The sequence below is a fragment of the Prevotella melaninogenica genome (genome assembly GCF_018127925.1).
Taxonomy (GTDB): Bacteria; Bacteroidota; Bacteroidia; order Bacteroidales; family Bacteroidaceae; genus Prevotella; species Prevotella melaninogenica_C.
The window spans coordinates 431,788-445,928 of sequence record NZ_CP072347.1 but is presented as its reverse complement, the minus strand read 5'-3'; the positions used below and the strand labels follow the sequence as shown (position 1 = coordinate 445,928).

General features: G+C 42.8%; 13 protein-coding genes. 7 read left to right on the top strand and 6 right to left on the bottom strand.

What is annotated here, in order from left to right:
* Positions 1–352: 352 nt before the first annotated feature.
* Genes J4861_RS01675 through J4861_RS01660 form a run of 4 tightly spaced genes read right to left on the bottom strand, consistent with a single transcriptional unit; the run spans position 353 to position 1,697 of the window.
* Positions 353–784: an NUDIX domain-containing protein gene (locus J4861_RS01675; protein ID WP_211816460.1), complete on the bottom strand. Its 432-nt coding sequence runs from the start codon at positions 782–784 to the stop codon at positions 353–355.
* A gap of 8 nt (positions 785–792) precedes the next feature.
* Entirely contained in the window at positions 793–1,011 is a 219-nt protein-coding gene (locus J4861_RS01670) for a DUF3791 domain-containing protein (protein ID WP_211816459.1), read from the bottom strand.
* Positions 1,008–1,481: a DUF3990 domain-containing protein gene (locus J4861_RS01665; protein WP_211816458.1), complete on the bottom strand. Its 474-nt coding sequence runs from the start codon at positions 1,479–1,481 to the stop codon at positions 1,008–1,010. The genes J4861_RS01670 and J4861_RS01665 overlap by 4 nt, the downstream gene beginning before the upstream one ends.
* 3 nt (positions 1,482–1,484) lie before the next feature.
* Positions 1,485–1,697: a DUF3791 domain-containing protein gene (locus J4861_RS01660; protein WP_036924016.1), complete on the bottom strand. Its 213-nt coding sequence runs from the start codon at positions 1,695–1,697 to the stop codon at positions 1,485–1,487.
* A 177-nt stretch (positions 1,698–1,874) separates the two neighbouring features.
* Between J4861_RS01660 and J4861_RS01655 the strand changes: the two genes are divergently transcribed.
* From J4861_RS01655 to J4861_RS01640, 4 genes are all read left to right on the top strand, one after another.
* Positions 1,875–2,687 (top strand): GSCFA domain-containing protein, encoded by an 813-nt coding sequence (locus J4861_RS01655; protein ID WP_211816457.1) that lies wholly within the window; start codon positions 1,875–1,877, stop codon positions 2,685–2,687.
* 11 nt (positions 2,688–2,698) lie between these two features.
* Positions 2,699–3,130 (top strand): Fur family transcriptional regulator, encoded by a 432-nt coding sequence (locus J4861_RS01650; RefSeq protein WP_211816618.1) that lies wholly within the window; start codon positions 2,699–2,701, stop codon positions 3,128–3,130.
* An 83-nt stretch (positions 3,131–3,213) separates the two neighbouring features.
* Entirely contained in the window at positions 3,214–5,694 is a 2,481-nt protein-coding gene (locus tag J4861_RS01645) for a bifunctional UDP-N-acetylmuramoyl-tripeptide:D-alanyl-D-alanine ligase/alanine racemase (RefSeq protein WP_211794782.1), read from the top strand.
* Positions 5,695–6,972: 1,278 nt separating this feature from the next.
* Positions 6,973–7,536, top strand: coding sequence for a pilus assembly protein N-terminal domain-containing protein (locus J4861_RS01640; RefSeq protein ID WP_211816456.1), 564 nt, complete (start codon positions 6,973–6,975; stop codon positions 7,534–7,536).
* Positions 7,537–7,891: 355 nt separating this feature from the next.
* On the opposite strand, the gene J4861_RS01635 is transcribed toward J4861_RS01640, so the two are convergent.
* Entirely contained in the window at positions 7,892–8,872 is a 981-nt protein-coding gene (locus J4861_RS01635) for a glycosyltransferase family 2 protein (RefSeq protein ID WP_211816455.1), read from the bottom strand.
* Positions 8,859–10,364 carry an oligosaccharide flippase family protein gene (locus tag J4861_RS01630; protein ID WP_211816454.1) on the bottom strand — a complete coding sequence of 502 codons (1,506 nt, stop codon included), beginning with the start codon at positions 10,362–10,364 and terminating at the stop codon, positions 8,859–8,861. The genes J4861_RS01635 and J4861_RS01630 overlap by 14 nt, the downstream gene beginning before the upstream one ends.
* Before the next feature lie 57 nt (positions 10,365–10,421).
* Here J4861_RS01630 and J4861_RS01625 point away from each other — a divergent pair, with 57 nt between their 5' ends.
* The 3 genes from J4861_RS01625 (at position 10,422) to J4861_RS01615 (ending at position 14,129) form a co-directional block, all read left to right on the top strand.
* The gene (locus J4861_RS01625) at positions 10,422–11,318 is read left to right on the top strand and encodes a glycosyltransferase family 2 protein (RefSeq protein ID WP_211816453.1); all 897 of its coding nucleotides are present in this window, start codon (positions 10,422–10,424) and stop codon (positions 11,316–11,318) included.
* Positions 11,267–12,253, top strand: a complete 987-nt coding sequence (locus tag J4861_RS01620) for a glycosyltransferase family 2 protein (protein WP_211816452.1) — start codon at positions 11,267–11,269, stop codon at positions 12,251–12,253. The genes J4861_RS01625 and J4861_RS01620 overlap by 52 nt, the downstream gene beginning before the upstream one ends.
* A 763-nt stretch (positions 12,254–13,016) precedes the next feature.
* A complete protein-coding gene (locus J4861_RS01615; protein ID WP_211816617.1) occupies positions 13,017–14,129 on the top strand; it encodes a glycosyltransferase family protein in 1,113 nt (370 codons plus the stop codon).
* Positions 14,130–14,141 lie beyond the last annotated feature (12 nt).

The following is a 14,141-nucleotide window of genomic DNA, read 5'->3' as shown; positions in this document are numbered from 1 at the left end:
ACAAGGAAATTATTTGATGCGTAAAATCACAGCATAAGTTTGGAACTTTCATCCAGATAAGTTATATTTGCAAACAGAATTTACTAACAATTAAAAAGCAATTAAAGGTATGAGAAGAACGATTCTAATATTGTTGCTCTTTATTATTGGCAATGGCTTATTGTTATTGGGAACAGATTTTAAGCCCACGATACCTCTTATTACACTGCAAATTATGAGTTTATGGGGAACTTACAAACTGATAAAAGATTCTAATCTTTCCAAGAAGAAGGAGGAGAAATCAGCTTAATTAGACTAATTGGACTAATTAGGCTAATTAAACTTATTGTTCTCATTGACCGCCCAACACCCATCAGCTATCACCCATTACCCTTTCTGCCTCTTGGAGGATTTCCTTATGGTCAAACGCTAAGTCGGGAAGTTCGGTCAAGAGGAACCACTTTGCTTGTGCTGCATCATCCAAACCGCTGACTTCGGCAGGTTTGTCAAGAATCGTGTAATAAGCCACAGTGATGATACGTTCGCGTGGATCACGGTCGACAGCATCAAAGATACCAACACGATGCAGCTCGCCAACCACTAAACCAGTCTCTTCTTTCAACTCACGACGAGCAGCATCAACAGTTGTCTCGTCAATATCCATGAAGCCACCGGGGAATGCCCATTTCCCCTTACAAGGTTCGTTCTTCCGCTGTATCAACAGCAGTTTCATCCCCTCATCACTTCGTGCAAAGACGAGACAGTCAGCCGTTACGGCTGGGTGTGGGTAATTGTATGTGTACATTAGGAGTATTATTTTGTTTCGTGTACTTCCTTCCAGATTTCTTCTGAAAGATATTTTTCACTGCGACAATGTAAATCAGCAATCCCCTCTTCTATCATATTAGAGGTTTCCGAATTATAATACATATCAGTTGCTTCACTAAGAGAGATTCCATACATTGTACTAAGCATTTGAATAACTCTTGCACATCGTGCGCTCTTTATAATCTGTGTACTATCCTCATTCATATCTTTTCACTTCCTATAAAAACGAGACAAGTTCGCAACATCTTCTCAGAACGAATACAATATTGTATATTAGGCTTCTCAAACTTCAATAATCCTAATGCCTCTTCCTGAGATAACTCGCCCATAAAATACCTATCTAATGTAAGAATGACCTTATCATTGGCAATACCACCAACTACCATATCATAATTAAAGCTATCTTTTCCATCACGACATTGTGCCACAAAATCAAGCCATTCTTGGTCATAAGAACCAAATTTCTTTATTATCCATTGTGCTTCATCTGCCAAGTTCAGCTCATAGGTATTCAGCCATGCCTCGTTTCCCCTACGCTTAAAGCGTTGTGCATATCGCACCGCCTGATCATATATAGACGTCAGATAAAATCCACTTCCAAAGTCCAAATACCTTCGTGAGTGTAAAGTATCTGGCTGCTCAATGCTTGTATTAGAAGAATGATACAGTTTCATATCTTATAAAACTCCTTTCTCTTTCATGTATTCCGTCAAATCTTCCATCAGATAACGAGAGCCGAATGTATGCAAGACATCATAAGATGGCACAATATATTCATCCAGTATACCAGAGGTTTTCAACCTACGATACACTTCTTGTTGTGGTAGTTTCAGCATTACCGACAACTTGCCAATGCAATAAGTAACAAACTCTAATGTCTTTTGATCCATATCATTACTCAACTTAAAAACAATAAGCTTATAAGTAGGGCAAATATACAAATAATATATGAGATTGAACATTATCTTGCAGAATAATTATCTTACATAAATATTTAAGCAATAAAAAGTATGAAAAATATTCTTTCCGTTTGAGTATTCTATCCTTTTTTCTTACCTTTGCGCTCAATGGAATTTAGAACAATTGTCAACATCCCCCGTCCAACATTTGAGTTGGAACCTTGTGAGCGGATTCTTTTTGTAGGGTCGTGCTTTGCCGACAATATTGGTAAGCGATTCGAAGAAGAGAAGTTTCGTGCCATGGTAAACCCCTTCGGTGTGATGTATAACCCTGTTTCAGTGCTACATACGGTGAAGAAGGTGGCAAACTATACGTTTGACACAGCCGTATTCACATTGGGAACAAACCATGTCTATGTGGAGCGAGCTACAGGCGAGATTGTTGACAACTGCCAGAAACGTCCACAACGAGAGTTTGAAGAGCGCGAACTTACGGTTGAAGAGTGTGCCGACGCACTGCGCGAGGCTATCACCCTACTACGCCAAGCGAATCCAAAGGTCAATATTATCATCACGGTCAGCCCTATCCGTTATGCCAAATATGGCTATCACGGAAGTCAGTTGTCAAAGGCTGTGCTGCTGTTGGCTGCCGACAAGGTGATTAAGGAAGAAGGAGAGAGGGTCTATTACTTCCCAGCCTATGAGATTGTGAACGACGAACTGCGCGACTATCGTTTCTACAAAGCAGATATGCTGCACCCCAACGAGCAGGCTGTAGAATACATCTGGGAACAGCTTGTGGCAACCTGTTTCTCTGCAGAAGCCAAACAGTTTCTGGAGGAATGGCGACCTATCAAAGAGGCATTGGCGCACCGCCCGTTTCATCCAGAGGCTGCGGCTTATCAGGATTTCATAAAGAAAACAAAGGAAAAAGCCAAGATGTTGGAACTAAAATATCCCAATATAGAATTGAATTTATAACTATGGAAGAAATGAATGACAAGCAGATCGAAGCACTGCTGAAAGCACATGGTATTAGACTGACCGCAAATCGCATTCTCATAGCACGAACACTGTCAGGATTGGACAACCCAGCCTCTATGAAAGAGTTGGAAGCAAAGATTCAAACGATTGACAAGTCAAATATTTTCCGTACATTAGCATTGTTCAAACAGCAACATTTAGTACATCAGTTGGAAGACGGAAATGATATAGTGCGCTACGAATTATGTCTCAGCGATGACGATGAAGAAGATGAAGACATGCACGTACACTTCTATTGTGAGCGTTGCCATCGCACCTATTGCCTCAATGACATACATGTTCCACAGGTCGAGTTGCCTGCAGGATACGAACAATCATCTATCAATTATATGATAAAAGGAGTGTGTCCTAAGTGCGCTCACCGATATTATATTCAATGATAAGACGAAAAAACAGCAAGGATAATACGCTGTATTAAGACTTTTCACTATCTTTGCATAAGAATAAAACAATTTAGATAGTAATGAATTATACTATTGAGAAAGTAACGACGCTCATTGGCGCACGCCGTTATGGTGATAAGGACGCAAATATAAGCTTTGTACTTACCGACAGCCGCTCTCTGTGTTTCCCTGAAGAAACATTGTTTTTTGCGCTCAAAACTGAGCGTAACGACGGACAGAATTACATCCCAGAACTCTATGCAAGGGGTGTAAGAAACTTTGTCGTGGAGGTAGTGCCTGAGGATTGGGCAACTCGTTATCCTGATTCTAACTTCTTGAAGGTGGTTGGTTCGCTGGAAGCTTTGCAGCGACTGGCTGAACGTCATCGCGATGAATACTTGATTCCGATAGTCGGCATCACGGGTTCAAATGGTAAGACGATGGTCAAGGAGTGGCTTTATCAGTTGCTTTCTCCACAGATGGTGGTCACACGTTCACCTCGTAGCTATAATTCACAGATAGGTGTTCCTCTGTCAGTACTGCTCTTAAACGAGAATACACAGGTCGGAGTGTTTGAAGCAGGTATCAGTCAACCAGGCGAGATGATGGCTTTGCGCGACATTATCCAGCCTACTATCGGCGTCTTCACCACATTAGGTACTGCCCATCAAGAGAACTTCCCTTCCTTAGAAGCTAAGTGCCACGAGAAGATAAAGCTCTTCCACGACACCGAGGCAATCGTCTATTCTGCCGATAATGAGGTGATGGCACAGTGTTTAAGCCAGTATGATTATAAGGGTCAGAAGCTCGATTGGTCTGTAAAGAATACGGAGGTAGCCTTCTATATCAAAGCTATCGAGAAGAAAGACATTGAAACAACCGTTTCATATGTATGGAAAGGACAGACGGAAGGACAATATAAACTACCTTTCATTGACGATGCCAGCGTTGAGAATTCTATCACCTGCGCAGTCGTTTCACTCCATTTAGGACTCACCCCTGCTACTATCAGCGAGCGAATGGCACAGTTAGAGCCAGTCGCTATGCGCTTGGAGGTGAAGGAGGGACAGCATGGCTGTACGCTTATCAACGATTCTTATAACTCTGATTTCAACTCACTCGATATTGCACTCGACTTCATGAACCGTCGTCCTGACCATAAGGGACGTCGCCGCACATTGATTCTGAGCGATATCCTGCAGAGTGGTGACACGGATAAAGACCTATATAATAAGGTGGCTTTCCTCTGCGAGAAGCGTGGTGTTGAGAAGTTTATCGGTATTGGTGAAGGTCTCTTGGCACAGCGTTCTGCCTTTAAGCATTTAGGCGAAAAGCATTTCTTTGCTACCGTCAACTCCTTTATCCACAGCGATGTCTTCGCTAACTTGCACGATGAAGTAATCTTATTGAAGGGCGCACGACAATTTGGTTTCGACCGACTGACAGAACTCTTGGTGAAGAAGGTGCATGAAACAGTGTTGGAGGTAAACCTCAATGCCGTTGTTGACAACCTCAATTGGTATCGCTCTTTCCTCAAACCAGAGACGAAATTGGTTTGTATGATTAAGGCTGATGCCTATGGAGCTGGTGCCGTAGAGATTGCAAAGACTTTACAGGATCATCGTGTTGACTACCTCGCTGTGGCTGTTGCCGACGAGGGTGTGACGCTCCGTAAGAACGGTATCACAAGCAATATCATGATTATGAACCCAGAGATGACTTCCTTTAAGACGCTCTTCGACTACGACCTTGAGCCAGAGGTGTATAGCTTCCGACTCATGGATGCACTCGTGAAGGCTGCACAGAAGGAGGGTATCACGGGCTTCCCTGTTCATATTAAGCTCGATACGGGTATGCATCGATTAGGTTTTGACCCACAGAAGGATATGGACGAACTGATTAAGCGACTGAAACAACAGAACGCTATCATCCCTCGTTCGGTCTTCTCTCACTTCGTTGGCTCTGATGCTGACAACTTCGACGAGTTCTCTGCTCATCAGTTTGCGCTCTTCGATGAGGGTAGCAAGAAGCTTCAAGCTGCGTTCAGCCATAAGATTATCCGCCACATGGACAACTCTTCGGGCATCGAACACTTCCCTGAACGTCAGATGGATATGTGTCGATTGGGCTTAGGCTTGTATGGTATCAACCCACGAACGAACAAGACAATCAACAATATCTCTACGTTGAAGACTACCATCCTGCAGCTGCGTAACGTACCAGCTGGTGACACGGTAGGCTATTCTCGCAAGGGAACAATCGACCATGACAGTGTGATTGCAGCAATTCCAATCGGCTACGCTGACGGCTTAAACCGCCATTTGGGCAACCGCCACTGCTACTGTTTAGTGAATGGTCAGAAGGCGGAGTACGTCGGCAACATCTGTATGGACGTAGCGATGATTGACGTTACTGGCATCGACTGTAAGGAAGGTGACAGTGTCGAAATCTTCGGCGACCATCTTCCTGTCACCGTTCTCAGCGATACGCTTGACACGATTCCATATGAGGTACTGACGACTATCAGCAATCGTGTGAAGAGAGTTTACTTCCAGGATTAGATGGTTAAGTTGACGAGTTGACAAGTTGACGAGTAAACAAGTTGATAGTAGACAAGTAAACGAGTTAACAGTAGACAAGTAAACGAGTTAACAGTAGACAAGTAAACGAGTAGTTAACGAGTTATGTGTGCTGCTGTGTACATTTATGGAGCTTTAGGAATTTAGAATGATAGGGCTATCACCTAAGATGAGAACTTAAACCCATATATCACACAGAGAAGCGGAGATAACGGAGGATTAATAAACCAAACAATAAATATCACGGAGGTGTCGACGACACAAAGAGCAACAGAGGTAGTTTGTGGATTTTATGAGAGGCTTTATTTGCAAAGCATTTGTCTCAAAGGTTATTAGGAATCTGTACGCTACACCTCTGCCACTCTTTGTATCTTCGGCACCTCCGTTGCATTGGCTTTACTCCATCCCCTCCATCCTTCTGTGTGCCTTATGATGCAAGAACTTTCGTTCATCAGCCCAAATCTCAGAAGAACCAACTTCATTTCCCCTTCCCCTCTACCTCACCCTTCATCGTATAACCCGATGAGTTATCCTTTACCACACAGTCTTTATTGTAAAGAAAATTCTAACCTTGAATTTTAAAAGGGCGTAAATAGCAGTCGAATTAACGCCCTTTTGGCTTCCAAAAGGTGCCCTTTAAGACTCTTACTAACGCCCTTTTGAACCCTTAATAAGCACCTTTTACTTTCGCGTTTTATAACATCCTGATTTCCTGTTAGTTGCAAACCTGTTCACAATACGTGTTTTTTACCCTTATTTCAGAGATTTTATTGAAGAAAACGTCAAGGTTTTTGACACTGATAAAAGCGATAATTATGAATTATAAAAGTCACACTGGGAAAGCAAAATAAATGGAGGTTAGAACAAAGCGGAGACTTCATTAGCGCAAAGAGAAAAGGATTACTCCATATATATGATAAGAGGAGGCAAGGCAAGTAACAGATAGATTGTAGCGAGTTAACGTTGTAAAAATCAGAAATTGTTATATCCAATTATCTCGAACAAGGGAGGATTATACCTAATTAAAATGGGGTATAGTATGCCCCAAAAGGCTTTACAACACTGTCTTTTCCCAAAGATTTACACCAGTGAAGTTTATAAAAGAGGGAGTAGATTATGTAGCAATTTTTGCTAAACAAACACTTTTAACAAAACTTTATTCTTATGCGAGGCAAGATATTTAGAAAGTTGCTTTTATATAAGCGAAATCAATTCGATAAAAAGATTATTTTCAACTTATATAAACCAAAAACTAAAACAATGGAAATGAAAAGTATTTTCAAAACAATGGTGATGGCAGCTCTCTGCCTTGGTACAGTAACTCTCGCATCTTGCAGTGATGACAATGGTGACAAAAACACTGGTCTGAAGTTCAGTACTACTACAGTTAATGTGACTCCCAGTGCCTCTGCAAACGTAACTATTGGTAACGGAACCCAACCTTTCACAGTTAAGTCTACTGACGAAAAGGTTGCTACCGTAAAGGTTGACAAGAATGTCATGACCGTTACAGGTGTCAAGGAGGGCAAGGCATCCATTACAGTTACCGACAAGAACAAGCGCTTCGGCACTATCTCTGTCAATGTAATTACTCCACTTGCCTTTGACAAGACAAGCTTAAACATTGCCGTTGGTAAGGAGGATGTTGTTAACATCAAAACAGGTCAGGCTCCATACACGGTTAACGTGAAGGATAACAAGATTGCAACTGCTACCGTTAAGGATGCTAAGATTACCATCAAGGGCGTGAAAGCAGGAACAACAACTGTTAACGTGCTTGACAAGAACAAGCTGGCAGGTACAATAACCGTAACTGTAAAGTAAAGAACTTACTACAGGATAAGGGTATATTGAAATGCAAACTAACAAACTGATAACTTTCTATTTGTAAGTATAAATAAAGTTTCTCATAGATCAATAAAGACCATTTCCTTACTCAAAAACAGGTTTTGAAATAGTCTTTTCCTCCTTAAGCAATACACTGCTTGAGGAGGATTTCTTTTGGTCTATAGGTCAATAACAACATATAACAAGAAAATAAAAAGCTCTTCTAACGGACGGTTTTAGCCATCGATGCAACACGAAAAGGAAGGACTGAATATATCATAAATACAAATGTTTACGAAGGAAACAGTATCTATACTACGAAAAATTGCGGAGATCTATGTAGGGGGTGAGGCTATTTATTCTTCCCTACAATCCCCCTCAACCAAAAGTAAGCCTCCTCCTGCAAACGGAAAAGATGCCACGAACAGCGGAGGGGCATATAACCGAACTTCCTTTTTATTGAAGGGCTTACTTGCTGAAGATGAATGGTTTGCCAAACATGGTGCATGACAGACAAACCATGTTGGCGGTCGGTTAGGGAGAGTTCATGGCGATGAAGGAAATAGAACATGTAAAGCCCCACTAAGTTGAGCCATCTCACCGTCTCAAAACAACGGAGGGTCTCCTCTGATGCACCCAAAGAAAGGAGCTGATAACGCATACTCTCGTTCGCTAAGAGAAAGTCGAAACGGCGAACACTGATGTTATGTGTTGTGGAGACTGGTTGCTGACGATAATAATAAACTCCCTCACAATAAGCCACCTTACGCGAATAATAATAATGAATACGTGTGGTGTTATCATCGCTGTATGCCCGCTGCGACTCATCGTATGGGTGCGCCTTATGAATACTATTACGTACAACATAGCAACCATGAATCTGCCAAGTAAGACTCGACCGAAAAGCCTCATCGCCTGTCATCGTCGTGAATGGCGACATTTCATAATCCCTCATACGACCATCAGGATAAGCATAAAGTACACGAAACAGAACACTATCGACATCATCTCGGAAAGATTCGCACACCTTCTCCAAAGCATCTCGGCTTAACCAGTCGTCACTATCCACAAAACCAATGTAATCGCCTGTGGCATGAGACAGTCCAACGTTGCGGGCATGGGCTTGTCCTCTATTCTCTTTCAGCGCAAAAACCTTCACACGCTCGTCCTTTTCAGCATATTGATGGAGAATATCCAATGAGTTATCCGTTGACGCATCATCGACACAGATAACCTCAATATCCTTTAAGGTCTGCGACAACAGCGAGTCAAGGCATTGCGGTAGGTAAGCTGCTGTGTTATAAACGGCTACAAGTATACTAATCTTTGGCATGGCGAACAAACTTATTCTTCACTTTACTTACTAAAGCATTCCATAGTCCCGACTTCGCTTTCATCACACGGAGAGAAACTATCGTACTGACAACACATAACAAACTGGCTACGCCCCACCGCATCCACTCGTCATCAGAACGTACACAAAGAAGCACAAGGAGTCCAATTGAGAAATGAAGTGTGGCATAGCGCATCACTGATGAGGACAGACGATAATCATAACGAGCGTAAGCATAGCCATAGACACAGACAAGATTGAGCAGACCAGCTCCTGCTATGCCTAATCCTGCACCGAAGAGTCCCCACTTCCAAAAGCCAAGAAGCACGAGTGCAACAAAGAAAATGTCATACAATCCCTCTAAGAGTAGATAGGATTTTGAGTCACCCTTTGCTAAAGAAATATACTCTACAGGGAGGCGAATAGCACGGATATACATCGCTAACACCAACACTTGCGCCATGCTGAGGGCTGGAAGGAACTTATCAGAATAAAGGAAAAGAATCAGCTGGGGTAGGAATAAGAGGAAGAAAGTAAGCAAAGGAGAGATGAGCAAGAGTGTCACTTCTATCTGTCGGTTGACAATCTGATTAAAAGTAAACTTCAAGTTGTTCGCCCCAGAAAGGCGTGGAAAGTAGTCAGTTTCCATTGCTGAAAAGATCATACCAGCATAAACCATCGTCATCATGAAGGCAGAATTATAGAAACCTACGGTCTCTATATCCGAAACATTATTGAGATAGCTGCGGATAATCAGGTCGGCACCAGAGCCCAAGATGCCTGCAAAGACAAAGGCTGTACCCAAACGAATCATGCCCCAACCCTTGTCTAAGAACGTTTTTTGGAAAGAAACGTGGAAAGGGTATAGGCGATAGGAAACGACTATCGTCAAAATCAACTGTACTAATGCCATCAATACCAACGAAGGAACAATGGCTGCATCACCAAAGAAATAATAAAGTGGAACGGTTAACACTAAGGCTCCCAACACGTTATACACCGATATAGCGGCTAAGGCACGCAACTTACGGACTCCCTTGAGGATAGCAAGTTCGCCTCCAGCTAAGGCAGTCAATGCCACACAAGGAGAAAGAAGGATGAAATGAAGCGTATGTCCGTCCCATGCAAAGGTGTAACGGCTAAGCAACGGACTCAGGAAAATGCAGATAAAGAATCCCAACAAGGCAGCAAGCAGGCTCCATGAACGCACAAGGGCAATATCTTTCGTCAGTTTCTCCTCATCTTTCTTGTCGTAATCCTCTGATATATTGCGCACAGCACTCATAGATATTCCAAAGTTCGTAGAGTCACTGATGAGCTTGGTTGTGGAATTAAAAAGCGAGATAAGACCTACTCCCTGCGGTCCAAGCAACATCGCAACAAACTTGTTGCGCACGATACCAATCAGCACATTCAGCACCTGTACACCACCAAAGAGGCTGATGTACTTCAAGATATGCAAATAGCTGTCAGTATTAGAGACTTTTTTCATCACATTAACTAACGGATTTAAAAGTTTTTTATTATTTTTGCATCAAACAATTATTACATGAGATTATCTATCATCATCCCCATCTATAACGTTGAAGACACACTCCAGAGATGTTTGGAGAGTGTGTTAACGCAGATGGATGAGAGGATAGAGGTCATTCTCATTGATGATGGGTCAACGGATACCTCTGGGCAGATAGCGGAAGAAATGGCGGCTACTAAGGGGAATTGTAGGCTTATCCACCAAACAAACAAGGGTCTTTCGGCAGCAAGGAACGCAGGAATAGCAGTGGCAAAGGGCGATTATCTCACCTTTGTCGACTCTGATGACTTCGTTGCTGAGGGTACATACGATACGTTGTTGGCTGTCTTGGCAGCACATCCCGACTACGATATCCTTGAATATCCTGCTATGCTGTATTACGGAAGTGCGACAAAGCAACGCCTGCTGAGCTTCACGGATACAACGATCGGTTCTATTCGTGACTATTGGTTGGGCGGGGCTCACCTCCACACCTACGCTTGTAATAAGCTTTTTCGGCGTGAACTCTTTGCACAGACGCGCTTTCCAGAGGGCAGAGTGTTTGAAGATGTCTACACTTATCCTTACTTATTGCAGCAGGCAAAGGTAGTGGCAACAACTGCCGCGGGCTTGTATTACTATTGTCAAAACGACAAAGGCATCACCGCTCAAGCAGGAGGAAAGGAATTAAACGACCTCTTGGAAGCGCATCTTAAGCACCTCAAGTTATGGGGCGAACTGACACCTGCGTATTATCAGGCATTGGTTAATATTCAGTTGGATGTCTACGAAGCTACTCACGCTGCCCCTATCCTACCCATTCTGCCCTATAAAGGCACCTTGAAACTCTTTATTCTCCACTTAATCGGATTAAAACGCTTATGTCAACTCACCCAGTTTATTCACAAAATAAGGAAGATAAGCCACTCGTAAGCTTCATCGTGACTTACTATAGCGAGCCTGTTGATATGCTAAAGGAATGTATCAGCAGTATCTTGGCATTGAGTCTGAACGAGACGGAACGCCAGATTATCGTCGTGGATGACGGTGCAGACTATTCGCCTATCAACGAATTGCTTGCCCTTTCATCAAAAATTGTCTACGTTAGGCAGCCTAACCGAGGATTGGGACAAGCACGGAACACAGGAATTGAACTGGCTGAAGGAAGTTTTATTCAGTTTGTTGATGGTGACGATTTGTTGCTGACAAGTGCCTATGAGCAGTGTCTGGATATCATCAGATACCGCGAAACGGATATGGTTTTATTCCAGTCAACTGACAAGAAAATCTCAAAACCACTTGCTGATGCTGAGGGGCCGATAAGTGGAACGGAGTATATGACGCACAATAACCTGCGGGGCAGTGTCTGTACAGCTCTTTTCCGCAAGGAGATTCTACACGAACTTCGTTTCCCTAAAGGCATACTTCACGAGGATGAAGAGTTTACGCCACAACTCATGTTACGTGCTGAGAACCTTTATTTTACCAATAACAAGGCGTATTACTATCGTAAACGTGAGGGGTCTATCATGCACAAACGTGACAAGCGTTGGCATATCCGCCGCCTTTCTGACGCTGAGCAGGTGCTTTATCGGTTGAAAGAGCGGATTGACTATCTCCCTGTTAAAGAGCGGATTGCAATGGAACGACGCATCGCCCAACTGACAATGGACCATATTTACAACGTGATAACGATGACACATGACGAGACTCATCTCAACCATGTGCTACAACGTCTGTCCCGACATGGGCTTTTCCCGCTGCCCGACAAGGACTATACAAGTAAGTATAAGTGGTTCAGAAGAATGACAAACAGCAGTTTCGGGCGCAAGACATTGAGAATGCTGTTAAGGCTAAACAAGGGATAAAACGCAAATAGACACGATATCTATCTGTCGTCTACGAATAGCTCATTCCCTTATCAACTGATTCTTGTAAACTATTTTCATGTAGTTCAAAACCAATACATGCTCTTTTGGCTTCTAAAAGACGCCTAATTGACTTACAATAGATGCCCTTTAAGCCTCTTACTAACGCCCTTTTGAAGTCCTATTAAGCACCTTTTGGGAATCACCTTTGCAACTACTTGATAGCAAAACACTTACAAGGGTATTGAAACGGCTTGTTTTTTTGTCCTTTTCTCCGCCATTTCATCGAACATTTTGTCAATATATTTCTTTGTCTTTTGGGGTTAAATCTCACACGGAGACACGGAGTTTACGGAGTCTTTTTTAATGACACAGAGGCACCGTCGGCGCAGGGAGCAACGGAGAAAATAACCCATAAAACTTGTGTAAACGTAATTTATAAGTTACCTTTGCCATGAACTATAGAGAAGTAAAACCTATAAAGATTATTCTGAGAACTTCTTCAAACTATAAAGAAATGAAGAATATCAAAGGCTGTAATTCATAATTCATAATTATGATTACCGCAATAGCTGGCAATATGCAACCCCTAACTCAGAGTTCTCAATGGATAATTATGATAACTTTCAGAGATAAATGATTAATTCATATTTATGACTACCCAGCCTATCATACAATAATAGCAAACTCGGTAATCATAATTATGAATTGTGAATTATGAATTATGAATTGTACGAAGTGAATTATGAATTACAAAAGACACATGAAAATTCTTCTCTTAGGTGAATATAGCAACGTACATAACACGCTGGCACGAGGCTTGCGTGAACTTGGACATACGGTAACGGTGGTGTCGAATGGGGATTTTTGGAAGAATTACCCACGTGATATTGATGTTTCCAGACGGTCGGGAAGGCTGGGTGGCATGCTGTTAATGGCTAAAATCTATACCCTACTGCCCCGTCTGCGAGGCTATGACATCGTACAGTTTATCAATCCTGTGTTCTTTGAACTGAAGGCGGAGCGCCTCTTTCCGCTCTTTCATTATCTGAAAAAACATAACAAAAAGGTTGTTCTCTGTGGCTTTGGGATGGATTATTATTGGGTAAACACGTGCTCAACGACGATGCCACTGCGTTACAGCGACTTCAATATCGGTAAGGAACTGCGCCAAAATAAGGAGGCGATAGTCGAGAGAGAGGATTGGATTGATACGGAAAAAGGTCGTCTGAACCAGCTGATGGCTGAACAATGCGACGCTATCGTGACAGGACTCTACGAGTATTGGTGCTGTTATGAGCCGTATTTCCCTAAGAAAACAACCTTCATCCCCTTCCCTATCGTTGTCGGTGAGCCGCCTATCATAGCCGATGAAACACCCGAGAAGTTGAATCTTTTTATTGGAATCAGTAAGAGTCGATCGGTATATAAAGGGACTGATATCATGCTGAGAGCCGCAGAAACGGTGAAAAAACAATACCCCGACCGCCTCAACCTCACTGTTGTTAATGGTCTACCCTTTGACGAATACGTACGAACGATGCTCGGTTCGGATGCTATCATGGACCAGCTCTACAGCTATACGCCCTCGATGAATCCGCTTGAAGCGATGGCACACGGCATTATCTGTATCGGTGGCGGTGAGCCAGAGAACTATGAAATCATCCATGAGCCCACTCTCCGACCTATCATCAACGTTCTCCCGACTTACGAAAGCTGTGTTAGAGAGCTTACGCACCTCGTCAATAACCTCTCTCTCATTCCACATTTGCGCCGCGATAGCTATGAATATGTACGCAAACATCATGATCATATCAAGGTTGCCCGCCAGTATGAGGAGCTTTATCGGGGATTATTAAGGGAGAAGGACTATTAGCCTTGTTGGGCT